This is a genomic window from Methylorubrum sp. POS3 (assembly GCF_043352485.1).
In the GTDB taxonomy this organism is placed as follows: domain Bacteria; phylum Pseudomonadota; class Alphaproteobacteria; order Rhizobiales; family Beijerinckiaceae; genus Methylobacterium; species Methylobacterium suomiense.
The window spans coordinates 3,249,909-3,274,574 of sequence record NZ_JAPRBT010000001.1 but is presented as its reverse complement, the minus strand read 5'-3'; the positions used below and the strand labels follow the sequence as shown (position 1 = coordinate 3,274,574).

At 69.9% G+C, this 24,666-nt stretch carries 23 protein-coding genes; 10 read left to right on the top strand and 13 right to left on the bottom strand.

Annotation, left to right across the window (positions count from 1 at the left end; translation table 11 throughout):
- Positions 1 to 197: 197 nt before the first annotated feature.
- Positions 198 to 524 carry an iron-sulfur cluster assembly accessory protein gene (locus tag OWC43_RS15140; RefSeq protein WP_137827115.1) on the bottom strand — a complete coding sequence of 109 codons (327 nt, stop codon included), beginning with the start codon at positions 522 to 524 and terminating at the stop codon, positions 198 to 200.
- A 126-nt stretch (positions 525 to 650) separates the two neighbouring features.
- Between OWC43_RS15140 and OWC43_RS15135 the strand changes: the two genes are divergently transcribed.
- The 6 genes from OWC43_RS15135 (at position 651) to OWC43_RS15110 (ending at position 7,579) form a co-directional block, all read left to right on the top strand.
- A complete protein-coding gene (locus OWC43_RS15135; RefSeq protein ID WP_393957254.1) occupies positions 651 to 1,898 on the top strand; it encodes a deoxyguanosinetriphosphate triphosphohydrolase in 1,248 nt (415 codons plus the stop codon).
- 93 nt (positions 1,899 to 1,991) lie between these two features.
- Positions 1,992 to 2,453, top strand: coding sequence for an acyl-CoA thioesterase (locus OWC43_RS15130; protein ID WP_393957253.1), 462 nt, complete (start codon positions 1,992 to 1,994; stop codon positions 2,451 to 2,453).
- A 94-nt stretch (positions 2,454 to 2,547) separates the two neighbouring features.
- Positions 2,548 to 4,308, top strand: coding sequence for an arginine--tRNA ligase (argS, locus tag OWC43_RS15125; protein ID WP_393957251.1), 1,761 nt, complete (start codon positions 2,548 to 2,550; stop codon positions 4,306 to 4,308).
- Between the two features lie 30 nt (positions 4,309 to 4,338).
- Positions 4,339 to 5,811: an SPOR domain-containing protein gene (locus tag OWC43_RS15120; protein ID WP_393957250.1), complete on the top strand. Its 1,473-nt coding sequence runs from the start codon at positions 4,339 to 4,341 to the stop codon at positions 5,809 to 5,811.
- Between the two features lie 370 nt (positions 5,812 to 6,181).
- Positions 6,182 to 7,186 (top strand): beta-N-acetylhexosaminidase, encoded by a 1,005-nt coding sequence (gene nagZ, locus OWC43_RS15115; RefSeq protein ID WP_393957249.1) that lies wholly within the window; start codon positions 6,182 to 6,184, stop codon positions 7,184 to 7,186.
- A gap of 120 nt (positions 7,187 to 7,306) precedes the next feature.
- A complete protein-coding gene (locus OWC43_RS15110; RefSeq protein ID WP_393957247.1) occupies positions 7,307 to 7,579 on the top strand; it encodes a hypothetical protein in 273 nt (90 codons plus the stop codon).
- Positions 7,580 to 7,729: 150 nt separating this feature from the next.
- Here OWC43_RS15110 and OWC43_RS15105 read toward each other — a convergent pair whose 3' ends face one another.
- The 5 genes from OWC43_RS15105 to OWC43_RS15085 form a co-directional block, all read right to left on the bottom strand.
- Positions 7,730 to 9,073, bottom strand: a complete 1,344-nt coding sequence (locus OWC43_RS15105) for a septal ring lytic transglycosylase RlpA family protein (RefSeq protein WP_393957246.1) — start codon at positions 9,071 to 9,073, stop codon at positions 7,730 to 7,732.
- A gap of 399 nt (positions 9,074 to 9,472) precedes the next feature.
- Complete coding sequence (locus OWC43_RS15100) at positions 9,473 to 10,597, bottom strand: helix-turn-helix transcriptional regulator (protein ID WP_393957245.1); 1,125 nt, start codon at positions 10,595 to 10,597, stop codon at positions 9,473 to 9,475.
- A 326-nt stretch (positions 10,598 to 10,923) separates the two neighbouring features.
- Positions 10,924 to 13,014 (bottom strand): glycine--tRNA ligase subunit beta, encoded by a 2,091-nt coding sequence (gene glyS / locus OWC43_RS15095; protein ID WP_393957244.1) that lies wholly within the window; start codon positions 13,012 to 13,014, stop codon positions 10,924 to 10,926.
- A 42-nt stretch (positions 13,015 to 13,056) separates the two neighbouring features.
- Positions 13,057 to 14,940, bottom strand: a complete 1,884-nt coding sequence (locus tag OWC43_RS15090; RefSeq protein ID WP_393957243.1) for a PhoX family protein — start codon at positions 14,938 to 14,940, stop codon at positions 13,057 to 13,059.
- A gap of 92 nt (positions 14,941 to 15,032) precedes the next feature.
- Positions 15,033 to 15,965: a glycine--tRNA ligase subunit alpha gene (locus OWC43_RS15085; RefSeq protein ID WP_137827125.1), complete on the bottom strand. Its 933-nt coding sequence runs from the start codon at positions 15,963 to 15,965 to the stop codon at positions 15,033 to 15,035.
- A gap of 293 nt (positions 15,966 to 16,258) precedes the next feature.
- On the opposite strand from OWC43_RS15085, the gene OWC43_RS15080 reads away from it, so the two are divergent.
- Positions 16,259 to 16,498: a hypothetical protein gene (locus tag OWC43_RS15080; RefSeq protein ID WP_137827126.1), complete on the top strand. Its 240-nt coding sequence runs from the start codon at positions 16,259 to 16,261 to the stop codon at positions 16,496 to 16,498.
- A 6-nt stretch (positions 16,499 to 16,504) separates the two neighbouring features.
- Here OWC43_RS15080 and OWC43_RS15075 read toward each other — a convergent pair whose 3' ends face one another.
- The 5 genes from OWC43_RS15075 to OWC43_RS15055 all read right to left on the bottom strand — a co-directional run bounded on the left by OWC43_RS15075 (position 16,505) and on the right by OWC43_RS15055 (position 19,573).
- The gene (locus OWC43_RS15075) at positions 16,505 to 17,074 is read right to left on the bottom strand and encodes a TetR/AcrR family transcriptional regulator (RefSeq protein ID WP_393957242.1); all 570 of its coding nucleotides are present in this window, start codon (positions 17,072 to 17,074) and stop codon (positions 16,505 to 16,507) included.
- A gap of 1 nt (position 17,075) precedes the next feature.
- Positions 17,076 to 17,540, bottom strand: a complete 465-nt coding sequence (locus OWC43_RS15070; protein WP_393957241.1) for a DUF1348 family protein — start codon at positions 17,538 to 17,540, stop codon at positions 17,076 to 17,078.
- Positions 17,541 to 17,628: 88 nt separating this feature from the next.
- Positions 17,629 to 18,489: a S49 family peptidase gene (locus OWC43_RS15065; protein WP_393957240.1), complete on the bottom strand. Its 861-nt coding sequence runs from the start codon at positions 18,487 to 18,489 to the stop codon at positions 17,629 to 17,631.
- Between the two features lie 108 nt (positions 18,490 to 18,597).
- A complete protein-coding gene (locus OWC43_RS15060; RefSeq protein WP_393957239.1) occupies positions 18,598 to 19,356 on the bottom strand; it encodes a tRNA1(Val) (adenine(37)-N6)-methyltransferase in 759 nt (252 codons plus the stop codon).
- Complete coding sequence (locus tag OWC43_RS15055) at positions 19,340 to 19,573, bottom strand: DUF2007 domain-containing protein (RefSeq protein ID WP_137827131.1); 234 nt, start codon at positions 19,571 to 19,573, stop codon at positions 19,340 to 19,342. Before OWC43_RS15055 ends, OWC43_RS15060 begins: the two co-directional genes overlap by 17 nt.
- Positions 19,574 to 19,841: 268 nt before the next feature.
- Between OWC43_RS15055 and OWC43_RS15050 the strand changes: the two genes are divergently transcribed.
- Together OWC43_RS15050 and OWC43_RS15045 are read left to right on the top strand one after the other, a co-directional pair.
- A complete protein-coding gene (locus OWC43_RS15050; protein ID WP_393957237.1) occupies positions 19,842 to 20,864 on the top strand; it encodes a polyprenyl synthetase family protein in 1,023 nt (340 codons plus the stop codon).
- 19 nt (positions 20,865 to 20,883) lie between these two features.
- Positions 20,884 to 21,813 (top strand): AEC family transporter, encoded by a 930-nt coding sequence (locus OWC43_RS15045; protein ID WP_393957235.1) that lies wholly within the window; start codon positions 20,884 to 20,886, stop codon positions 21,811 to 21,813.
- Positions 21,814 to 21,827: 14 nt separating this feature from the next.
- Here OWC43_RS15045 and OWC43_RS15040 read toward each other — a convergent pair whose 3' ends face one another.
- On the bottom strand, positions 21,828 to 22,079 hold the full coding sequence (locus OWC43_RS15040) for a hypothetical protein (protein WP_137827134.1): 252 nt from the start codon (positions 22,077 to 22,079) through the stop codon (positions 21,828 to 21,830).
- A gap of 183 nt (positions 22,080 to 22,262) precedes the next feature.
- On the opposite strand from OWC43_RS15040, the gene OWC43_RS15035 reads away from it, so the two are divergent.
- Positions 22,263 to 22,796 (top strand): hypothetical protein, encoded by a 534-nt coding sequence (locus OWC43_RS15035; RefSeq protein ID WP_373324492.1) that lies wholly within the window; start codon positions 22,263 to 22,265, stop codon positions 22,794 to 22,796.
- Between the two features lie 14 nt (positions 22,797 to 22,810).
- Here the strand turns inward: OWC43_RS15035 and ybaL are convergent, their stop codons facing one another.
- On the bottom strand, positions 22,811 to 24,652 hold the full coding sequence (ybaL, locus tag OWC43_RS15030; protein WP_393957234.1) for a YbaL family putative K(+) efflux transporter: 1,842 nt from the start codon (positions 24,650 to 24,652) through the stop codon (positions 22,811 to 22,813).
- Between the last annotated feature and the right edge of the window lie 14 nt (positions 24,653 to 24,666).

Sequence of the window (24,666 nt, the reverse complement as noted above, 5' to 3'; positions counted from 1 at the left end):
TTTCCACAGGCGAGGCAATTGCGCGGGCGCCACGGGAGGCTGTTCTCTCCGGCCGGGATCGTCGATGCCGCACGGTGGTGCGCGCAACCGCGTACCGCCCGATCCCGCGGCATCACCCCTCGCCGAGGCCGGACGTCTCGCCATCGGCGCTCATCGCGCCCGCCGCCACGGCTTGGGGGAGAGGCTCTTAATCGGACTCAAATTGCGAACGACGTGCCGCAACCGCAGGACGCCGTGGCCTGCGGGTTTTCAATCTTGAAGGATTGGCCGATCAGGTCGTTCACGAAATCGATGGTCGAGCCGCCCATGTATTCGAGCGAGACCGGGTCGACGAGCACGGTGGCGCCGTCGCGCTCGATCACCACGTCGTCCTCCTCGCGGGCATGGGTGATGTCGAAGGCGTAGGAGAATCCGGAGCAGCCGCCGCCGTTCACGCTGATGCGCAGCGACGACCCTGGGGGTTCGCTGCCCATGATCTCGTTGATGCGCTTGGCGGCGCGGGCGGAAAGGATGATGTCGGCCATCGCGGTCAAGGTCCCGTCTCGAACCTGTGTGTCGTGCGGCCGCCGCGATTGCCGCGGGCGGGCCTCACACAAGATATGAGGTGCGAGGGTGGGCCGCAACGCGGTCGGTCGCGGAAGGGTGAGCCAGTGGGGCAGAACGGCGAGCGCTGGCGGGCGCCCTACGCCACGGATCCAAGCGCGACCCGCGGCCGGCTGATCCCGGAGCCGTTCTCGCCGACCCGAAGCGACTTTCAGCGCGACCGCGACCGGATCATTCACTCGACCGCGTTCCGGCGCCTCAAGCACAAGACGCAGGTCTTCGTGCATCACGAGGGCGACCATTACCGGACGCGGCTGACCCACACCCTCGAAGTCAGCCAGATCGCCCGCGCGCTGGCTCGCGCGCTCGGGCTCGACGAGGATCTCGCCGAGGCGCTCGCCCTCAGCCACGATCTCGGCCATACCTGCTTCGGCCATACCGGCGAGGACGCGCTGGACGCCTGCATGGCCCCCTATGGCGGCTTCGACCACAACGCTCAGGCCCTGCGCATCGTCACGCGGCTGGAGCGGCGCTATGCCGGCTTCGACGGGTTGAACCTCACCTGGGAGACGCTGGAGGGGCTGGTCAAGCATAACGGGCCGCTGCTGGATGCCTCCGGTGCCCCCGTCCGTCGCTACGCCGCCACCGGTATTCCGGCGGCGGTGACCGAGTACAACGCGATCAACGATCTGGAATTGTCGCGCTTCGCCGGGCCGGAGGCGCAGGCGGCGGCCCTCGCCGACGACATCGCCTACGACGCGCACGATCTCGACGACGGTTTGCGGGCCGGCCTGTTCGACCTGGCGGATCTGGCCACCGTACCGTTTCTGAAAGGGCTGCTCGACGAGATCGACCGTCTCCATCCCGGCCTCGAGGCATCCCGAAAGATCCACGAGCTGGCCCGGCGGGTCATCACCCGCTTCGTCGAAGACGTGATCCGCCAGAGCGAGGCCCGGCTCGCGGCCCTGACGCCGTCCAACGTCGCCGACATCCGCGGGGCGGATGCGCCGGTAATCGCCTTCTCGGCCGGAATGGCGGAGGCCGATGCCTCGATCAAACGCTTCCTCTACGCGCGGATGTATCGGCATCCGGGCGTGATGGCGGTGCGGGCCAAGGCCAATGCCATCGTGGCCGATCTGTTCGGCGCCTTCCGGGAGGACCCGACGCGGATGCCACCGGAATGGTCGGAGGGGCTCGCCGAGGCGAGCGAGGCCCGGCTGGCGCGCCGCGTGGCCGATTACATCGCCGGCATGACCGACACCTACGCGGTGCTGGAGCATGGACGCCTGTTTGCCGAGACGCCCAACCTTCATTGGAGCCCGCCGAGTCGCGGATTGCCGCTGACGGAGCCTTGAGGCGCCGCACGGCTTCTCGTGGATCGGCGGCAAATTCCTGATCGCCCGCCCCCCGCCCCGGCCGGGATCGGGGGAATCGGCAGGAGACACAGCGTGACCGACGAGCTCCGTGCCCCCCGCGAGACCCGTGCCGGCTATCCGCGCCTCGTTCCGCTGGCGACGCGCTGGGGCGACAACGACGTCTACGGCCACGTCAACAATGTCGTCTATTACGCCTTCTTCGACACCGCGGTGAACGGCCTCCTCGTCGAGGCCGGCGCCCTCGACATCGCCGAGGGCGCGGTCGTCGGGCTCGTGGTCGAGACCGGCTGCCGCTACTTCGCTCCCGTCGCCTTTCCCGATGCCCTGACGGCGGGCGTGCGCGTCGCCCATCTCGGCCGTACCAGCGTCCGATACGAGATCGCGATCTTCGCCGCGGGCGAGGACAAGGCTGCCGCCCAGGGACATTTCGTGCACGTCTACGTGGACCGCCGGACGCGTCGACCGGTGCCGCTGCCGGAACGCCTGCGGGCCGTGCTGGCCGGACTTGCGCGGCCGGAGCGCGAGGCGCCGTGACACCCCCGGCGCCCGTTGCTATGCCCCGGCCCTGACACTTCGGCCGCTCGACGCCTTCGCCGCGCGGCCGCGCCAGCGGAATGCGCAGAGCCCCATGAACATCTTCGCCCTGTTCGAGACCCGCGTGCGGGAGGCCCTCGAAGCCCTGATCCGCTCCGGCACTTTGCCCGAGGGGCTCGATTTGTCGCGGGTTCTGGTCGAGCCGCCGCGCGATCCGAGCCACGGCGACCTCGCCACCAACGCCGCCCTCGTCCTGGCCAAGGAGGCCAAGCAGAACCCGAAGGCTCTCGGTGAGGCGCTGGCCGCGGAGCTTCGCGCCGATCCCCGCATCGTCGAGGCGAGCGTGGCCGGCCCCGGCTTCATCAACCTGCGGCTCGCCCCCGAGATCTTCCACGAGGTGATCCGCGCGGCCCTGCGCGACGGCGAGGCCTATGGCCGGGCTCGGATGCCGGGGGGCAAGGTCAATATCGAGTACGTCTCCGCCAACCCCACCGGGCCGATGCATGTCGGGCACGGGCGCGGGGCGGTGTTCGGCGATGCGCTGGCGAATCTTCTGGTTGCCGCGGGCCGCGACGTCACGCGGGAATATTACATCAACGATGCCGGGGCGCAGGTCGACGTCCTCGCCCGCTCCGCCTTCCTCCGCTACCGCGAGGCCCTGGGTGAGACGATCACCATTCCGGAGGGTCTCTATCCGGGCGATTATCTCAAGCCGGTCGGTGAGAACCTGGCGCAGGCCCATGGAAGGGCTCTCCTCGACAAGTCGGAGGCCGAGTGGCTGCCGCTGGTGCGCGGCTTCGCCATCGACGCGATGATGGACACGATCCGTGCGGATCTCGCCGCCATCGGCATCCGGCACGACGTGTTCTTCTCCGAGGCGACGCTTCAGGGCGGTGACGGCGGCAACAAGGTCGCCGCCTTGCTGGAGGCGCTGCGGGAAAAGGGCCTCGTCTACGAGGGCCGCCTGCCCCCGCCCAAGGGCCAGCTCCCGGAGGATTGGGAGGACCGCGAGCAGACCCTGTTCCGGTCCAGCCAGTTCGGCGACGACGTGGACCGGCCGCTGCTCAAATCCGACGGATCCTACACCTACTTCGCGTCCGATATCGCCTATCACCGCGATAAGTGGCTGCGCGGCGCCTCGGAATTGATCGACGTGCTCGGCGCCGACCATGGCGGCTACGTCAAGCGGATGCAGGCGGCGGTGCAGGCGGTGAGCGACGGCGAGGCCAAGCTCGACGTGAAGCTCTGCCAACTCGTGCGGCTTTTGCGCGCAGGCGAACCGGTGAAGATGTCAAAGCGGGCGGGCGAGTTCGTGACGCTCCGCGACGTGATCGACGAGGTCGGACGCGACGCGATCCGCTTCATGATGCTCTACCGCAAGAACGACGCGACCCTCGATTTCGACCTCGCCAAGGTGGTCGAGCAATCGAAGGACAACCCGGTCTTCTACGTGCAGTACGGGCATGCCCGCCGCTTCTCGGTGCTGCGGCAGGCCCGCGAGGCTATGCCGGGCGAGGATGTCTCGGCACAGTCCCTGCTCGCCGATGCGGACCTGTCGGTGCTGACCGATCCCGGTGAGATCGAGATGATGCGGCTTATTGCTCAGTATCCGCGCGTGCTCGAATCGGCGGCGGCGGCCCATGAACCTCACCGAATCGCGTTCTACCTCTATGAGACCGCAAGTTCGCTCCATAGTTTCTGGAATAAGGGCAAAGACTTGCCGCAATTACGGATTGTTAATCCAACCGACAGAAAGTCCACCCGGGCCCGCTTGGCCCTCGTTGAGGCCCTCGGCGGCGTGCTCGCTTCCGGCCTCGCGGTTCTGGGTGTTTCCGCGCCCGACGAGATGCGGTGACGCCGGCAGGCGTTTGATGAGGAAGAGGCCATGACGGGACACGCATCGCGCGCGACGGTCGATTTCGATGCCTTCGAGCGCGAGCTGCGTCAGAGCGCGGGTGAGAATCCGGCGGCCAAGGCGTCGGCTCCGGCCGCCCCCAAGGCCGATCCACTGGCCGAGCTCGCCCGCATCGTCGGGCAGGACGATCCGTTTCGGGCGCTCCTGGAGGCGCGGGAGAAGAGCGCCGCCGGTCCCGGCGCCGAGGCCCGGCCGGGCCGGGTCGAGCCGACCTTCCTCGACGCGCCCTCCCCGGCGCAGGACGATCCGACTGCCCAGGGACGACGCGCCATGACCTCCGCCACACCATCCTCGCCCGATTCCGCGGTACCGGCTGCTGGCCAGCCCGCTACCAACCCTGCCGACGCCTTCGATCAGTACCTCGCCTCGGTCGAGCACAGCCTCTACGCCGGCGCTCAGAACCCGGATCAGGCCGTGTTCGCCGAAGCCGAGGAAGGGTATCGCGCCGGTCCCGTCGAGCGTCCGCGCCAGCGCGGCCGGATGATTCAGGTCGGTGCCGGCCTCGCGGTGCTGGCGGTCTGTGTCGGCGGGGCCCTCGCCTGGCGCGGTTCCCACGGCGGCAGTTCCGGGCCGATCACGGTGCTCGCCGACAAGACGCCGCTCAAGGTGCAGCCGACGGCGACCGACGGCGTCGAGATCCCCGACCAGAACAAGCAGATCTACGATCGCAACGCCAAGGATGGGCAGATCAAGATCGTCAATCGCGAGGAGCAGCCCCTCGACGTGAATCAGGCAGCCCGGAGCGCCGCATCACGCAACGACGGCGCTCCCGGCCAGAACGCAGCGGGGCAGAACGGCGCGACCCCGGGTCAGGGCGGCCTGCTGACCGATTCCCTCGGCGAGCCGCGCCGGGTGCGCACCGTTGCGGTCAAGCCCGACACCCCGCCCCCGGCACCGCAGCAGGCTCCGGCCGCGCAGGCTGAGGCCGCGCCGGCTTCGCCGATCCCCACCATGACGCTGCCCGACACTGCGGGCGGCTCGACGCCCGCCGCGACGCCGCGCCGGACCACGCGCGCGGTGGCCAGCGCCACGCCGATGCCGATGGCCGATGCCACCACGCCCTCCGAGCCAGAGCCGGCACCGGTGGCGCCCCGCAAGGCGCCCCAGCGCGTGGCCTCGGTCGCTCCGGAGAGCACCGCCAGCACGTCCAGCACCGCGGCCATTCCGGCCGACCCGGCCCCCGCGGCGGCTCAGGCCAGCGTCGGCGGCTTCTCGGTCCAGCTCGGCGTGCGCGGCAGCGAGAGCGAGGCCCGCGCCGCACTCAAGCAGATGCAGGCCAAGTACAGCCAGCTCTCCGGCAAGCCCGAACTGATCCGTCAGGCGGAAGTCAACGGCAAGACGATCTACCGCGTCCGCGTCGGGCCGCTGGCCAAGAACGAGGCTTCCAGCCTCTGCACCGAGCTGCAGGGTGCGGGCGGTCAGTGCTTCGTGGCCAAGAACTAAGTGTTCAAGGACTGATGCGCCGCGGCCTCAGCGGCCGAGGCCGGTAGGGACGCGACCGAACCCCGTTTCGGTTGCCCCGCCCAGGATCAGCTGCTTCGCCGGAAGAGGCTCGGCCTCTCGCGTCTGGTTTCCAGTCCGTTCGGGGCTGCTGCTTCGGCAATCCGAAGGGAAAGGCGACGGGAGCGGTGCGCGAGGCGCCGACGCGGCTGGTCCCGATCGTCGCCGCTCACCGGCCATGCCTCGCGGACCGGCGCCCGTCTCTTCGACAAGGACGTCGGCGCAGGGGCCGGCATTCGTCGTTTCCAGCTCATAGAATGATCGCATCCCGCTGCTCTTGCCGCGAACCCATTGCCTTTCAGGACGCCGGCCCATGACCTCCGCTTCCGATGCCCGCGCCGTCATCCTCGGCTGCTCCGGCACCACCCTGACCCCGGAGGAGACCGCCTTCTTCCGCGACGTGCGGCCCTGGGGTTTCATCCTGTTCAAGCGCAATATCGGCACGCCGGACGCCGTGCGCGCCCTCACCGCTTCCCTTCGCGAGACCGTGGGCCGGGCGGATGCGCCGATCCTGATCGATCAGGAGGGCGGACGGGTGCAGCGCATGGGGCCGCCGCATTGGCCGAAATATCCGGCCGGTCGCCGGGTCGGCGCCCTCGGCACCGATCTCGCCCGCCTCGGGGCCCGTCTGATGGCGCAGGATCTCGCCGAGGTCGGAATCAATGTCGATTGCGCACCGATGCTCGACGTGCCGGTCGCCGGCTCCGACGACATCGTCGGCGACCGGGCTTTCGGGACGGATCCGGGAACCGTGATCGCCACCGGCCGCGCGGTCGCGGAAGGTCTGCTGGCAGGGGGCGTGCTGCCGGTGATCAAGCACATGCCCGGCCACGGGCGGGCGACCTGCGACAGCCATCTCGATCTGCCGGTCGTCGCCGCCGACCGGCAGAGCCTGTCGGCGAGCGATTTCCGCCCCTTCCGGGCGCTGGCCGATCTCCCGCTCGCCATGAGCGCGCATGTGGTCTTCACCGCGATCGACCCGGAGCGGCCCGCCACCCTCTCGCCGACGGTGATCCGGGAGATCATCCGTGGGGAAATCGGCTTCGACGGCCTGCTGATGACCGACGACCTGTCGATGCACGCCCTGCGGGGCGGGTTCCGCGATCGGGCCGAGGCAGCCTTCGCCGCCGGAATCGACGTGGTGCTCCACTGCAATGGCAGCATGGACGAGATGCGGGGCGTGGTCGAAGCGACGCCGCATCTCACCGGTATCCCGGCCCGTCGCGCCCAGACCGCACTCGCTCGCTTGGCTGAGACCGATCGTTTCGACGTTGCCGAAGCTCGCGCCCGTTTCGAGGCGGCGTTGCAGGTCGCCTGACCCATTCCTCGATGGTCGCGCGCCCCGCGTCGGGGTCGCACCATCCACCGTCAAGCTGTGCGTGATGCGCACTGGGGTATACGGGGAAAGCCGGCCGATCCGGCTCGACTCCATCGGCGGATGGCCTACCACCGCGTCATGACGCCCGTGAACCGCTGCCTCCGCAAGGTCCATCATCTCTCCGCGATGGCGGAGGATGCTCTCGTCGATCGTCTCGGCTTGGCCCTGGACGAGTTGGAGCGCGCCTATCGCAAGCCCAGCGAGCGCGTGGTGGCGCTCGAAGCCGTGCTGCACGGTGTCGAACGCGATCCGCGCCGTCATGTGCAGACCTTCGCCGATTTCGTCTGCACGCTGATCGAATCTCGGCAGAGCCGATGGGTGACCCCGGCCTAGACTGCGCCGTTCCCTTCCGAACTCCATCAATCCGTCGAGGCGTGATCACCGTGAAGGGTGGCACGCCTCGCTGGTCCCGCCGCCTGCGAGGCGGAGAGCCGCTGCCCGATGCTGGCCTGTGGGCAGCGCCGTGACCGCGGCCGCTCCGTCTCAGTAGACGCCGGCCACCTTGGAGCGTGAAGAGGTTTTCGCGGGTGCCTTGGCCGGGCCCTTGTCGGGCGTCGCGGCGGGCCCGGATTTCGCCGAGGTCGCGGAGACTGCGGCCAAGCGGGCGATGGCGAGTTTGGAGGAGGACGGCATCGCCGCCATCCGCGCCGACGGCTCCGGTGCGGCGGGGCGCCCGGCCGTCTTCACGGCAATGGCCGGGACGGTCGCGGTGCGCGCCGGCGCGACCGCCTGCATCGGAGCGGCCTTCGGCGAGGCGGCGGCCAGGCGCAACGGCGGCGGTGCCAAGCGCAGGGGCGCGTCGCGATGGACGGCGGGGGCCGCACTCCGGGCTTCGGCGACAGCCCGGTGCGGCTCGCGGGATGGATGGGACCGATCCGCCACGCGGGACGCGGTGGCGACCGAGGGAGCGGTCGCGACGGACGGCCGGAACGGCGCAGCGCGGGCGGCGGTCGGCTGCACCGCCGCCGGCACCGCGACGCTCGCCGTGCTCGCCAGCATGATCGGCGCGGCCCGGGTCGGACGCGGGGCCGGGGCCGCCTCGGGAGCGTCGTCGCGCTCCTCCGCCGGCTTGAAGGCGAGCGCGCGGGCGGGACGCTCGAACCGCTCGGGCGCGGCCTGCTCCGGCTCGGAGGGGCCGAGATCGGCCATCATCACCGGCGCGCGGCCGATCGAGGCCGGGCTGCCGTCGGTGCGCAGGGTGGCGAGCAGCTTGCGATCGTCGCTGCCGGCGATGGAAGCCTTGCCGGCATATTCGATGCGCACCCGCGCGGTGCCCCGTCGATGGAATTCGAGGGCGCGGGCGGCTTCCTCCGAGACATCCATGACGCGGCCGGCATGATAGGGCCCGCGGTCATTGACGCGCAGCATCATCGAGTAGCCGTTGTCGAGATTGGTCACCCGGACATAGCTCGGCAGCGGCAGGGTCGGGTGGGCGGCGGCGATGGAATGGCGGTCGAACACTTCGCCGTTGGCGGTCACGCGACCGTGGAAGGCGCTGCCATACCACGAGGCCAGACCCTCGCGGACATAGCCGCGGGCATCCTCGCGCGGCACATAGGTCTTGCCCGCCACGACGTAGGGTTTGCCCGAGAAGCGGCGCCCGCCGCCCTTCGGAATCACGTCGCCCTCGTTGTAGACGCGCTTGCTCGCCCGCACGCCGTATTTCGGGTCGATCTCGCTGCCGGAAGACGAAACCCCGCCGCCGAATTGCGGGGGCTTGTTGGCGCAATTGGCGGTGAGCAAAGCCACCGCGCAGGCCGCCAGCAGACGCGCGACCGGCAGGGAACGCTGCGCCGGATCAAATCCGACCGTCCTGACACCTGCCATGCTGCCCGCCCGCTTCCCGCCTACGCCACAGGGCTCCCTCCGGCCGCGGGAAGCGGGGTCGTCGGGATCACGCTCACTGGGGTCGGACACCACGCTCCGACCGTCCCCAGAGGATCGTCCAGACGCGGTAAAGGAAGGCTGAACGAAAGGGGCGGAACGATGCCGCGAAGGACCGAACGTCGCCCGTAAACGGATGCAAGTCTCTGTCCCGCATCGCGAAAGCCGATCCGTGCCCGATCCCCACACGTTCTGATCGAACCCTTCGCGTCGGGGCTGTGCACGCCCGGCCTAGGATGGTCCCAGGCCGGAGCCTTACCCGTCGGGCCTCATACCCCTCGCCGGACCGGGATCACCGTTCCCGATCGACGAAGCCGGGAGGTGGTCGAGAGGGGCGAGCGCTCACACGCTGCTCAGCCGGGTGACCAGAACGGCGAGCTCGCTCTGCCGGTGAATGTCGAGCTTGGCGTAGATCGCCTTCAGATGCGTGCGGACCGTGCTTTCCCCGATCGCAAGGGTCGCCGCGGCCGCCCGCGGCGTCGAGCCCCGGCCGATCAGGGCGGCGACCCGCGCCTCCGCCGCCGTCAGACCGAGGGGCTCCAAGAGCGGTTCGATCGCGCGGGCGGCGGGCGCCAGCAGATCGCGCACCAGAAGGATCACGCCGCCCTCGCGACTCCGCGTCAGCGCCCGATAGGCTTCGGACGCGTGGAGCGGCAGGCCCTCGACGAAGAGCGGGCGGCCGCCGCCCTTGCGCCGGAGCAGGATCGAGGCGTTGTGCGCCTGGGCCGGGCCGGGCAAATGCTCGGCCAGGAAACGGCCGAACCGTGCACGGTCGGCCGGCTCCGCCGCCTCGGGCTCGCGGCCGGGGCGTAGGACGAGATGGCCTGAAACAAGGCTTTCCGCTGCCGGGTTGACGCTTCGAACCTGACCCTGCCCGTCGAGGCAGACGATCCCGGCGCGCATCCGATCCAGGGCGGCGGCGAGATGACCCGCTTCGCGCTGCGCAGCCCCGAGGATCATTGTGAGCTTGAACGCCCGCGTGGCATGCGGGCCGAGCCACTGCAGCCGTTCGAGTTCGTGGCGCTCGAAGGGGCCGCGGGCGGCGTCGCGCGGGGCGCTGAAAGACAAACCGGTGCCGTCGATGGGGTCGGCGTCGAGGCAGGCGGCGAGATCGTCGAGACCGTGGCGGCCGAAGAGATCCTGGATGAAGGGGTCGCGGCTCTTCTCGTCGGTGGAGAAATACATCGCGTCACAGACGATCGTCCCGGGGGCGAGACCGAGCGCCGTCACGCGGGCGATGCGCGTGTCGAACTGCCACCAGCCGCCGATCCGGTAGTCGTGGTCGACCGCGTTGAGCCTCTCCGAGTGGAGCGTCACGGGCGTGCGCTGCGGATCGTGGGAGACGATCAACCCGCCCCGAGCCCCGACGGCGTCGGCGATCGCATCGAGCGTCTCGGGCCATCGCTCCGGATCGAGGGCGGCGGCGTAGCACGCATCGATCAGGGTGGACGGGTCGAAACGTGGCATCGCTCGGCAATTCTCAATGCAATCCGCATGGGATTGCACGGATCGTCCGTGATGTCAGTTCCGAGGATTAACCGAGCGGTGGATGGAAAGCGTTGATCAGTGTTCGGATGCGAGGGCGGCTGCGGCGATAACCGGGGAATACTCCCGATATCCCTCAGGCGCGGGTGCCGAGACCTCGCCTCGACGGCCCGTCCCAACGCAAGCTCGATGTCATTGTGACAAACGCCGTGCGATGAAAGCTCTGGGGATCTGGTGCGCGCCGCCTTCGTGGCGGAACGCCGAAGCCCCGGGTGAGAGGCCCGCCCGGTGGCGGGCCGGTTCCGCGCTCAGCCCTCGATCCGTGAGAAATCCGCCACTTCGCGGGTCGCCGCACGCAGGGCGTTGAGCAGGCGCAGGCGGTTCTCGCGCAACGCCGGATCGTCGGCATTGACCGTGACGGTCTCGAAGAAGGCGTCGACCGGCGCGCGCAGCCGCGACAGCGCCCGCATCGCCCCGGCAAAATCCTCGGCCGCCACCGCCGCGGACGCTTCCTGTCGGGCGGCGTCGAGGGCCTCCGCCAGTGCCCGCTCCTCCGCCTGCCCGGCCGCCGCGCGGGCGGCATCCGGGGCCGCGTCGTAGGCGCGCCCGTCCTTCTTCTCCTCGATGCGCAGGATATTGGCCGCGCGCTTGTAGCCGGCGAGCAGGTTCCGGCCGTCATCGGTTCCGAGGAACGCGCCCAAAGCCTCGACCCGGCGGACGACGAGCAGAAGATCGTCCTGGCCCGGGAGGGCGAACACGGCGTCGATCAGGTCGTGCCGGGCGCCCTGGTCGCGGAGATAGACCTTGAGGCGGTCGGCGAAGAAGGCGAGGAGATCGGCACTGCGCTCGGCGCCGCTCTCCGCGAAGCGAGGCGCCATGAGCGCGACCAGCGACAGCCGAAGCGACCGCTCGATCACCGCGCGGATCACCCCTAGGGCCGCCCGCCGGAGCGCGAACGGGTCTTTGCTGCCCGTCGGCTTCTCGTCGATCGACCAGAAGCCGACCAGCGTGTCGAGCTTGTCGGCCAGCGCCACCGCGATGGAGACCGGATCGGTCGGCACGCGGTCGGAGGGACCGACCGGCTTGTAATGTTCCTCGATCGCCGCGGCGACGCTCTCGGGCTCGCCCTGGAGCGCAGCGTATTTGCGGCCCATCAGACCCTGCAATTCCGGGAACTCGCCGACCATCTCGGTGACGAGGTCGGCCTTGGCGAGCCGGGCCGCACGCTCGGCGAGCGCCGGATCGGCGCCGACCCGCGGCGCGATGTCCCGGGCAAGGGCCGCGATTCGGCTAACGCGCTCGCCCTGCGTGCCGAGCTTTTCGTGGAAAACGATGCTGTCGAGCTTCGGGAGGCGCGCTTCCAGCTTCGTGGCCTTGTCGGTCTCCCAGAAGAACTTCGCGTCCGAGAGCCGGGCGCGGACCACGCGCTCGTTGCCCGCCGTGATCGCGGCGCCGCCATCGGTGGCGACGAGATTCGAGACCAGCAGGAAGGCTGGGGCCAACGCCTCCGTGCCGGATTTCCGGAGCACGAAGCATTTCTGGTTGGCGCGGATGGTCGCCCGGATGGCCTCGGCGGGGATCTCGAGGAAGCGCTCGTCGAACGAGCCCATCAGCACGACCGGCTTCTCGACGAGGCCGGCGACCTCCTCCAGCAAGCCCTCGTCCTCGACCAGATCGAGGCCGCGGGCGAAGGCGAGGTCGCGGGCGTCGTGCAGGATCATGTCCTTGCGCCGGTCTGCATCGAGGATGACCTGCGCGCGTTCCAGCGCCTGCGCGTAATCGTCGAAGCGGCGCACCTCGAACGGCTCCGGCGCCAGGAAGCGGTGGCCCCGGGTCGTGGTCCCGGCCGCGATCCCGTCGACCGAGAACGGCACGATCTCGGGATTCTCGGTCTCGGGGCCGAAGGTGGCGACGATCGATTGGAGCGGGCGCACCCAGCGCAAGGAGCCGGGCTGCGCCGAGGCCGCGCCCCAGCGCATCGATTTCGGCCAGGGAAAGCCCTTGATGATGCCCGGCAAAATCTCGGCCAGGACATCGAGCGTCTCGCGGCCGGGCCGCTCGATCACCGCGAGATAGAATTCGCCCTTCTTCGGGTCGGTGATGGTCTGCGCCTGGTCGAGGCTCGTCAGACCCGCGCCCTTCAGGAAGCCCTGCACGGCGGCCTCGGGGGCACCGACGCGGGGACCGCGCCGCTCCTCCCGCACCGCTTCGCCCCTGACCGGCAGCCCGGCGACGTGCAGCGCGAGGCGTCGCGGCGTCGCGAAGGCCTTGGCGCCCTCGTAGAGGAAGCCGCGCTCCACCAGCGCGTCGGTGACGAGCTTCTTCAGATCCTCGGCCGCACGCCGCTGCATGCGCGCGGGGATTTCTTCGGAGAGGAGTTCGAGGAGGAGGTCAGGCATGCGCGCGGGAATAGCGGCCCGCTCCGGCCGCGTCGAGATCGTTTACCCGATCCGCCCGCCCCCCTTGCGGGTCACCGCCACCACCGAGGGCCGGGGCGGCATATCGGGAGAGAAATCCGGCCAGCGGGTCGAGGGCTTCTCGTAGGAGCCGAGGCCGCCTTCCTCGTCGGGCTCGCCGGGATGCTGAACCGCGACGAAGAAGGTGCGATCGTCCGGGGCGAAGCACGGGCCGCACATCTCGGCGCCCACCGGAACCTGGAGGAAATGGCGCGAGGTGCCCCGGCGCGGGCCCTCGGTCTCCATCGCCCAGATGCCGTCGGCGCGTCCGGTGGCACGGCGGTTGTTGCCGTCGGTGGCGATCCAGAGGCGGCCGCTGCCGTCGAAGGCGCAATTGTCGGGCATGCCGAACCAGCCATCGGCGGTGGTCAGCGCCGAGAAACTCGCCTTCACCTCGGGTTTGGCCGGATCGCCGCAGCGGACCAGCACCTCCCAGCGGAACGTTTCCGCGCTGTGATCGCCGCCCTCGGGACTCAGCTCGATCACGTGGCCGAAGGCGTTGAGGGGACGGGGATTTGCCGCATCGATCTGCTCGGGCGTGCGCTTCGTGTTGTTGGTCAGCATCACGTAGACGCGGCCGGTCTTCGGGTTGGCCTCGATATCCTCCGGCCGGTCCATCGGGGTGCCCCCCAGGAGCTTCGCCGCGCGGCGGGTCTCGATCAGCACGTCGGCTTGGCTCGCAAATCCGTTGGCGGCGTCGAGCCCGCCCGCGCCGTGCGTCAGGGCGAGCCAACGGCCGGTGCCGTCGGCCTCGAAGCGGGCGACGCTGAGGGTGCCGGAATCGAGAAGATCGGCATTTTCCGCCCGCGTCGCCGCAACGCGCCCCGCGCTGACGAAGCGATAGACGTGCTGGAAGCGTTCGTCGTCGCCGAGATAGACGACGTAGCGCCCATCCCCCGCCGTCACGCCCGCCGCCCCCTCGTGCTTGAAACGCCCGAGCGCCGTGCGCTTCCTCGGCGTCGAGGCCGGATCGAACGGGTCGATCTCCACCACCCAGCCGAAGCGGTTCGGCTCGTTGGGCGTCTTGGACAGGTCGAACCGCTCGTGGAAGCGGCCCCAACCGTATTGCGGGGTCCCCAGACCCATCGTCTTGGCGTTGCCGGCTTCCGCGTGGCCCTCCGGCAAACGACCCTGGAAATAGTAGTGGATGTTCTCTTCCCCGGAGAGCCACGTGCCCCAGGGCGTCACGCCACCGGAGCAGTTGTTGATCATGCCCTCGACCCGCCGCCCCTCCGGATCGGCCGCCGTGGCGAGGCGGGGATGGCCGGCGGCGGGGCCGGTGATCGCCATCGGCGTGCGCGCGGTGATGCGGCGGGTGAAGGCCGAGCCGATCACCGGGGCCCAGCCTCCGTCCCGGTGCCGAATCTCCACCACCGAGCCGCCATGCGCCGCCATCTCGATCGCGACCTGCTCGGCGGAGAGCGCCGCGATCACCCCCTTGCGGTCGGTGGCGCCGAGGCCGGCGAACATCAACTCGGCATTGGTGTACTCGTGGTTGACCACGAGCAGACCGCGGTTCGCATCGCCGTCGAGGGGGATGAAGCCGACGAAGTCGTTGTTGTAGCCGAAGCGTTTCTCCTGCCCCTCCGGGCTCTGCGCGGTGGGGTCGAAAGCCGGGAGATCGGCATAGAGCGGGTCGCCCCAGCGCAGCAGAACCTGCGCCTCGTAGCCCTCGGCCACGTGGAGATGCTCGTCGATTCCCGCGGCGAGTTCGGGAAAATCGAAGGCGGACGGCTCGGCGGAGGCGGCCGGCACCGGGCCGAGGCCGGCCACGAGGGCTGCGGCCCCCGCGCCGCGCATCAGATCGCGTCGGGAGAAGCGGCGGACGATCACCGCGTCGAGGCTGGGGGCGGCGGGCAGGTCGGACATCGCGGGCTCATCGCGGGGCGTCGATCGAAGCCCCGCCGCCTATTCCCGTCGGATGTCGCTTCGATGACGCGGCGCGGGCCCGCGCCGAAGGGTCACGCCGGCGCGCCGCCACTCTCGGTCTTGAGCCAGGCCGCGCCGCAGGCCTTCGCCAGCTCGCGCACCCGGAGGATGTAGCTCTGGCGCTCGGTCACCGAGATGACGCCGCGGGCATCGAGCAGATTGAAGACGTGGCTCGCCTTGATGCACTGGTCGTAGGCCGGCTGAGCCATGCGGTGGCGGCCGGACGCCTCGGTCGGCGCGCCCGCATCGAGGTAGAGGCGGCAGGCCTTCTCCGCATCGGTGAACTGGCGGAACAGCATCGCGGTATCGGCCGCCTCGAAATTGTGGCGCGAATATTCCTGCTCCGCCTGCAGGAAAACGTCCCCGTAGGTGACCTTGTCCGCGCCCTCGCCCCCGTTGAAGTTCAGGTCGTAGACGTTCTCGACGCCCTGGACATACATGGCGAGGCGCTCGAGACCGTAGGTCAGCTCGCCCGCGACCGGCGCGCATTCGAAGCCCGCGACCTGCTGGAAATAGGTGAACTGGCTCACCTCCATCCCGTCGCACCAGCATTCCCAACCGAGGCCCCAGGCGCCCAGGGTCGGGCTCTCCCAATCGTCCTCGACGAAGCGGATGTCGTGAAGCTTGAGATCGACGCCGATGGCGTCGAGCGAGGCGAGGTAGAGCTCCTGAAGATTGGCCGGGTTCGGCTTCAGGATGACCTGGAACTGATAGTAATGCTGGAGCCGGTTCGGGTTCTCGCCGTAGCGCCCATCCTTCGGCCGGCGTGAGGGTTGGACATAGGCCGCCTTCCAGGGCTTCGGGCCGAGCGCGCGGAGCGTGGTCGCCGGATGGAACGTGCCGGCGCCGACCTCCATGTCGTAGGGCTGGAGGATCACGCAGCCCTGCGCCGCCCAGAAGCGCTGCAGCGTCAGGATCAGGCCCTGGAACGAGCGTGTGGGCGAGAGATCGGCGTCGCTCGGCATCTCAAGGTCCGATGGCGGGAAAGGGGTGCGGTTCGTTTAAGAGCGGGGGGCGGGGTGTCAAGCGAAGGGTCGCTTGGCGGGCTCGTCGCATCGAGCGCCGGCGTCCCTTCCGGCCGAGACTTGCTGCGCAGGGCGTCCTTACGCCGGAATGGCGGCCGCGCGTGTGGCCCGGCACATATTTTCTTCCCCGAAGCGTCGAGACCGGGAACGGCAAAGGTTGTCGTCAAGTTAATACCGCGAAACAACAGCCACGCTTTGCCCCCGAGCAAGCGCTCACAACGGCCCGGAAGATCATGCGCAAGGGATTGACTGTTTTCGCCGCCCTCGTCGCCACCTCGCTGGCGGCCACGCCGATCGTGATGGGCGCGTCCGCTCGCGCGACTTCGGACGGCACCGAGACCGTCGAGACGAAGGTGGCGGTGACGCCGGTGGAGATTGCCCCCGTCGCCGCCCCTGCCGTGGCCGAAACCTGCACCCGCAAGGTCCGCGTCGTCTATTCCGGATACGGCGCCGCCCCGGCCCAGTGCCGCTAAGGCCGATCAGGGCGACGGGGACAGCCGACCCCGCGCCCGCAGACTCAGCATGATGCGATCGAAGGTCTCCGGTCGGTCGAGGGCGCGGGCCAGTACGACCGCCCCCTGGATGCCGCCGACGATATCCTCGGCGCGTGCCGTCGCGGTGCCCTGTGGATGCCCGGCGCGGGAGAGCGCTCCGGCCAAAGCCTCCACCCAGAGGGCGAAATAGCGCCGCAAGTCCTCTGCGAAGCGATCACGGGCATCACTCAGGCTCAGTGCGCCGATGAGGCAGACGCGCCGACCGGACCGGAAATAGTCGGTCACAGTCTTGAACATGGCCTCAATCGCCGCTTCCGGGTCGCCCGCCTCCCGCAGGGGCTCGAAGACGTGGGTGGCGAACCAGGCCTCGATCTCGGCCAGCACGGCCTCGACCATCTCGGCCTTTCCCCCAGGGAAGAAGTGATAGAGGCTGCCCTTCCCCAGCCCCGTCGCCTGCGAGATCCGCGACAGGCTCGCGCCCTCGTATCCGTGCTCCCGAAAGGTCTCCGCGAGCGCGGGCAGGAGGTCGGCCCGCGCGGCGATGGCGCGGGCCAACTCAGAGCTCGAGATCGCTCAGGGACGGGTGATCGTCCGGCCGGCGGCCGAGGGGCCAGTGGTACTTTCGGTCGGCTTCGGCGATCGGCAGATCGTTGATCGAGGCGACGCGGCGGGCCATCAATCCGGCCTCGTCGAACTCCCAATTCTCATTGCCGTAGGAGCGGAACCATTGTCCGCTGTCGTCGCGCCACTCATAGGCGAAGCGCACGGCGATCCGGTTGCCCTGGTGCGCCCACACCTCCTTGATCAGGCGATAGTCGAGCTCACGCGCCCATTTGCGCGTGAGGAAGGCGGCGATCTCCTCGCGACCGCGGATGAATTCGGCCCGGTTCCGCCACACGCTGTCGGGGGTGTAGGCCCCGGCCACTTTCTGCGGATCGCGGCTGTTCCAGGCATCCTCGGCCATGCGCGCCTTCTGCGCGGCGGTCTCGGCGGTGAAGGGCGGAAGCGGCGGGCGCGACATGACGGTCTCCGTACCGTTCGGTCAAGGTTGGACCGATCGGTACAGACGATGCTGCGATCGTGCAAGCGAGCCGGGTGACGGCGCCGCGCTACAGGCCGAGCCGCGCCCAGGCGGCACGCTCCTCGATCGCCGCGAGGGTACCTTCGGAGAACGAGGCCGCGGTCTGACCCGGCGTCGAGCGACGCAACAGCCGAGCCAGAAGCGAGCCGCGGGTCTCCGGGACCAGATGCAGCTCGACCTTCTCGCCGTAGCGCTCCCGCAGCGTCCCGCGCAGATCGCCGACCGCATCGGCGAGGCCGAGGCTCACGGCCTGCCGCCCGGTCCAGACCGCGCCGGTGAACAGGTTTCGATCCGCATCCAGCTTCGGCCGGCGGCCGCGCACCAGCGTCGTGAACAGGTCCTGGACGTCGGCCTGCAAGTCCTTCAGGCGGGCGACATCGTCCGGATTCTCGGGGCGGAACGGATCGAGCATCGCTTTCGCCTCGCCCTGCGTGTGGACGCGGCGCTCGATGCCGATGCGCTCGATCAGGCGGTCGAAGCCGAAGCCCGCCGAGACGACGCCGATGGAGCCGACGATCGAAGCCGGATCGGCCACGATCTCGTCGGCGGCGCAGGCGATCATGTAGCCGCCCGACGCGGCGGCATCCTCGACGAAGGCGTAGACCTTGAGGTTCTTCTCCTCGGCAAGCGCCCGGATGCGCTTGTAGATGAGATGCGACTGCACCGGCGACCCGCCCGGCGAGTTGACGACGAGCGCCACCGCCGAGAGGCGCGGCATGGCGAAGGCCCGCTCGAGGCTCGGAGCTACGGTACCGATGGAGAGGCCCGGTCGGATCGGCGAGACGGCGCCGATCACCCCGCTCAGGCGTACCACCGCGACCCGCGGCGTTTCCTTGCGAAAGCGACGCGGCAGGAGGAAGCGCAACCGGTCGGGCAGGCGAAGCGGCATGGAAGGGCTCGACAGCGTCTCGGCGGCGGCGTGGAGCGCCGCGGCCTGGAAGGACCGTCTCGTTATCAGGATGCCGGTTTGCGATCCAATGGAGCACAGCCGCCTTGCTTATTGGCCCATTGCCGCCCGTCCGTGCAGCGCCTGCGCCTCCGGCGTGAAACGCCCCTGCGCATCCTGAAGCACCAGCGGAGGAAGCAGGCGGAATGGGCCTCGGCTGCCCTTCCGTCCCGAGATCAGGACGCGAATCGCCGGCCGGTCCGCCCGGGCGTGAACCGGCCGCACCGCGCATTCACCGAAACGTCCTTCGAGCACGGTCAGACAGGCCGGCAGGGCGTCGGCCCGGTGGATCAGCCCGATCCGGCCGGCCGGCCGGACGAGGTCGGCGCAGGATCGCATCCAGGCGTCGAGCCCGCCCGCTTCCGGGAAGGCGTGCGCGGCGGCGCGACCGGCATCGGGCGACGGGCGGTGACCCCTGCCCTCGAAGAAGGGTGGGTTCGTCAGCACGAGATCGGCGCTGCCGGGCAGGAGCCCCGCCGCATGGCGCGCACTGCCGGGAGCCAGCAAGTCCGCCGCGATGACGGAGACCCGCTCCTCAAGGTCGTTGGCGGCGATATTGTCCTGCGCGAGCGCCGCGAGGGTGGGGTCGCGCTCGACCAGCACCACGCGGCTCCCCGGCGAGAGATGGGCCACGGTGAGGCCGACAGCCCCGGTCGCGGCACCGAGATCGTAGACGACGGCGCCCGGTTCCGGCGTCATCAACCGGGCGAGCAGAATCGCGTCCGTGCCGGCACGGTGGGCCCCGTGGGGCGGCTGGCGCAGGCGCAGCGCGCCGCCGAAAAATAGGTCGGGATCAGCCGCGTCCGTCATCGCGCAGTTCGGAGGCGAGGCCGGCATCGGTCAGGATGCGGCGGGCCTGCGCCGCATGGTCGTCCGGCACCAGCAGGCGCCGCCCGAAGGCGCCGATCGAGCCCTGCAGCAGGCTCATATGCTCGTCGGCGACGAGCAGCGGGATTTGCGCGCCTTCCAGCAGGGAGCGGGCGAATCCGATCAGGACGATGTCATTGCTGCGGATGAGTTCCGTCACGGCGCCGCACCTGCCTCCCGGCCTTTCGGTTCGGTTCCTCCCTACAGCATTGCGCGCAAAAGGGCAGGCTGGCCCGGGCGCCGACCCATCGGCTGATCCGGCAGCGTGCGATCCGCGCGACCGGTGACCATCATGGCTCGGGGGGAGTCGCGGCGCGGGGCCGCGCGTCGCGGGCGCGTGTTGCGATGCGGGCGCCCCCGTGCGAGAGGGGGCGCCACGGGGAAGAGGGTCCGGCACCGCGCCGGCTTGGGTTCCGGAGGCTCCGCGCTTGGGCGTCGTCGTACCGTTGGAAGAAGGCCGCACCGAACCGGAGGCGAGCCTCGACGACCTCGTCCGCCTCGTCTCGGGCGGGATGGAACGGGTGAACGCCACGATCCTGTCCCGCACCGGATCCGACGTGGCGATGATTCCGGAAGTGGCCAACCATCTGATCGCCTCGGGCGGCAAGCGCCTGCGTCCGATCCTGACCCTCGCCTGCGCCGATCTCGCGGATTACGCGGGGGGCGACGGCGCGGTGAAGCTCGCCGCGGCGGTCGAGTTCATGCACACCGCGACCCTGCTGCACGACGATGTGGTCGACGAGAGCGACATGCGCCGCGGGCGCGTCGCTGCCCGCATCAAGTGGGGCAACGAGGCGAGCGTGCTGGTGGGCGACTTCCTGCTCGGGCAGGCCTTCCGCATGATGGTCGAAGTTGGCTCGCTGCGCGCCCTCGACATCCTGTCGGCCGCCGCCACCGTGATCGCCGAGGGCGAGGTGATGCAACTCACCGCCGCCAAGAACACCGAGACCTCCGAGGAGGAATATCTCGCCGTGATCCGCGGCAAGACCGCCGAGCTGTTCGCCGCGGCCTGCGAGGTCGGCCCGGTTCTGGCGGGGCGGCCCGAAGCCGAGCAGGCGGCCTGCCGTGCCTACGGCATGAATCTTGGTATCGCCTTCCAGCTGATCGACGACGTGCTCGATTACGGCGGCACCAGCGCCGCCCTGGGCAAGAATGTCGGCGACGATTTCCGCGAGGGCAAGATCACGCTGCCGATCGTGCTGGCCCTGCGCTGCGCCTCGGACGAGGAGCGGGTGTTCTGGCGCCGCACCCTGGAGCGGGAGGAGCTGGAAGAGGGCGACTTGGAACAGGCTCTCGCGATCCTGCGACACCATCGAGCCCTCGAGGACACCATGGATCGGGCCCGCCATTACGGCGACGCCGCCCGCGCGGCGCTGACCCCGTTCGCCGATGGCCCAGTCAAGGCGGCGCTTCTGCAGGCGGTCGATTTCTGCATCGCCCGGGCGCATTGACGGCGCGCCCCTCGCGACCGTGACCGGCCCGGTCGTCCTGGCATTGCTGCCGGTCGTTCTGCTGATCGCCCTGGGGATGGGACTGAGGCGATGCGGCTTTCTCGACGAGCGGTTCTGGCCCCAGGCCGAACGCCTCGCCTATTTCGTCCTCCTGCCGTGCCTGTTCTTCCACGGCCTCGCGACGGCGCAGCTCGACGCGCTGCCCGTCTTCGACCTTGCCCTGACGCTCATCGTCGCGACCGTCGCGGTCGCCGCCTGCGTGGTGGCCCTGCGGCCCCTGATGCGGATCGACGGGCCGGCCTTCACCTCGGTGTTCCAGGGAAGCGTGCGGTTCAACAACTATGTCGGCGTGACGCTCGCCGCGGGCCTGTTCGGGGCGAAGGGTATCGCGCTTGCCGCGATCTGCAACGCCGCGATCGTGCCCACGGTCAACATCCTCTGCGTCGTGATCTTCGCCCGCTACGGCTCGGCCCGTCTCGATGGGCGCGGCATCACCCGCCAGATCCTGACCAATCCGCTGGTTGTCTCGTCCTTCGCCGGCATCGCCTTCCGCTTCACCGGTCTCGGGCTGCCGTCGGGGTTGGAACCGGCCCTGCGGACGCTCGGGGCCGCCTCGCTGCCCCTTGGATTGCTCTGCATCGGCGCGGCGCTCGAATTCGGCGCCGCGCGTCTCTGGACGGGACCGATCGCGGTCGCGTCCCTGTTTAAGTTCGCGGCGATGCCTCTCGCCACGATGCTCAGCGCGCTTGCCCTGGGATTGAGCGGCCCGGCCCTGACCGTGGCCCTCGTCTTTCAGGTGCTGCCGACCGCGTCCTCCGCCTACATCATGGCGCGTCAGCTCGGCGGCGACGCGTCATTGATGGCCGGCATCATCGCGGTGCAGACCCTCCTGGCGCTCGCCGCGATCCCCCTCGTCCTCAGCGGGATCGCGCGCGTGGTCACCTTGTAGAGCTGGGCTGAACGTCAGCCCTTGGTGCCCTTCTTGAAGCTCTGGATGGCGTTCTGGCATCCCGGCGAGAGCTTGGCCATGTTCTTCTGGAAGCATGCCTGCGTCTCGGGACCGTCCTCGGGCGGCAGGCCGGCGCAGAAGGTGGTGAAGTCGCCCATGCATTGCTGCTGAAGGATCGCCTTCTCGTCGTCCGACATCGGCGCGGCGAGGGCCGCCGGAGCGAGGCCCACGAGCAGAGCGGCGGACAGGAGAAGACGTACCGACATGATGTGATTCCGAACCTTCGAGAAAAACCGTGGAGAAAGTCGCCGAACCGGCAAATCGTTGCACGGCGCGGATGATTACGGAGGCCGGAACGGGTGCGTGAAGCTTCGCGTTGAGAGGCCCGCCCACAGGAGAACGCCGTGCGTCCCGCCCTCCTCCTCATTGGACTGATCTTCTTGGTTCCGCTGCAGGCGGTGTCGGCGCAGCCCTCGATCGAGGAGGTGCCGGCAAGCGAGGAGACGGGCGCGCGTCCCGGCCCGCCCCCGCCCCTTCCCGATCTCGCCGATCCGAATGCACGCGCCGGCACGGCGCTGAACGAGCCCGACGAGAGCTCCGGAATTCCGAAGTCCCTGCGGGCGTCCGGCTCGAAGGCGGGAGGCCCCGCCAACGAACTCAATCCCGGTGGTCGCGCCGAGGCCCCGGCGCCGCCGAAGGGCGATCTCCAGCGGGTGGTCGCCGGGCGGGAACTGTTTCACGGCAATTATTGCGGGAAGGGCCAGCGCGGCGAAGGGCTCGCGCCGATCGACGCGCTCGATGCCGCCTGCATGCGCCACGATGCCTGCTACGGCACCGCCGGCTACAGTTCCTGCACTTGCGACGCGACCCTGCGTCGGGAGGCGACCGCAGTCTCGGACGATCCGTCGGTTTCGCTCGAGACCCGCCGCCGGGCGCTCAGCGTGACGCAGGCCACTGCCGCCATGGAATGTCGTCAGCCCTGAAGGGGCAAGGAGATCTACTCGGTCTCGTCCCGGCGCTGTCGCAGTTCAGGGGCGGGCTGCTCCGGCTCGGTCGCCGGGGCGACCTGACTTTCGGCGCGGCTCGTATCGACGAACAGCCGGGCCTCGCCCTCGCGCACGCCGAGGCTCCGGAGCGCGTAGGTCATCATGCCGAGGGCCAGTTCCCGCTCGGCCATGAGCACGAGGCCGACGCCGTCTTCCTCCAGGCGGCGACGCTCGGCATCGCTGTGGGTGCGCACCACGCTGTCGATCCCGGGATTGATCCCGCGGGCCTTTGCCAGCAGGCGCCGGCCCTGGTGTGAATCCGGCGTGGCGACGACGAGGAGATGGGCGCTGGCAATGTCGGCGGCGTCCAGGATACCCGGCGCGGCGGCATCGCCGAACACCGCAGGCACGCCCTCGGCCCGCAATTCCTCGACCCGGCGACGATCGCGCTCCACCACGACATAGGGCAGATTCCAGTCGGCGAGGGCCTTGGCGATGGCGCTGCCGACCCGGCCGTAGCCGACGAGGACGGCGTGGCCCCGCATGCCCGGCTCGTGCCCGCCCACCGGAGGCGGGACCGCGCCCCGCCGCTCCAGGCGCCGACGCCAATCGGGCCGTTCGCCGAGCCAAGCGTCGATCCGCTCGGCGAGGGCGAAGAAGAGCGGGTTGAGGGTGATCGAGAGCAGCGCACCGCCGAGGATCAGGTCGCGTCCGGGCTCCGGCAGGAGTTTGAGCGAGATGCCGAGCCCCGCCAGAATGAAGGAGAACTCGCCGATCTGCGCCAGGCTCGCCGCAATGGTCAGCGCGGTGCCGACCGGATGGCCGAAGGCCAGCACGATGGCGATGGCCGCGAGCGATTTGCCGATGACGATGACGCCGAGAACGCCCAGGACCGAGAGCGGCTCGCGGATCAGGATGCCGGGGTCGAACAGCATGCCGACCGAGACGAAGAACAGCACCGCGAAGGCGTCCTGCAATGGCAGGGAATCGGCCGCGGCCTGATGGCTGAGGTCGGATTCGGCGAGCACCATGCCGGCGAAGAAGGCGCCGAGGGCGAAGGAGACGCCGAACAGCTCCGAGGAGGCGAAGGCGATGCCGACCGCGCTCGCCAGCACCGCCAGCGTGAACAGCTCCCGCGAACCGGTGCGGGCGGCGAGCCCCAACAGGTACGGCACGAAGCGGCGCCCGCCGATCAGCATCACGGCCATGAACACGCCGACTTTGGCGAGCGTCAGCCCCAGGGTCGTCAAGAGCCCGTAGGCCGACGCGCCGCCCTGGGCGACCGCATGCCCGGCCGCGTGATCCCCGCCCTGGGGCAGCTCGCCGCCGAGGGACGGCGCGAGCGCGGGCAGCAGAACCAGCGCCAGGACCATGGCGAGATCCTCGACGATCAGCCAGCCGACGGCGATGCGCCCCTTGTCGCTGTCGAGGAGACCCCTCCCCTCGAGCGCGCGCAGCAACACGACGGTGCTCGCCACCGACAGGGCCAGCCCGAACACGATGCCGGCGCCCAGGCCCCAGCCGAAGGCGGCGGCGAGGCCGGCCCCCATGGCGGTGGCGGCGGCGATCTGCACGACCGCACCCGGCAGGGCGATGGTGCGCACCGCCATCAGGTCCTTGACCGAGAAGTGCAGGCCGACGCCGAACATCAGCAGGATGACGCCGAGTTCGGCGAGCTGGGCCGCGAGGGCCGCATCGCCGACGAAGCCGGGGGTGAACGGGCCGATGGCGATCCCCGCCACGAGGTAGCCCACCAGCGGCGGCAGTCTCAACCGTTGCGCCGCCATGCCGCCGATGAAGGCGCAGACCAATCCCAGCGCGATGATCGAGATGAGTCCGGTGGCGTGCTGCAACGCGAGTTCGTCCC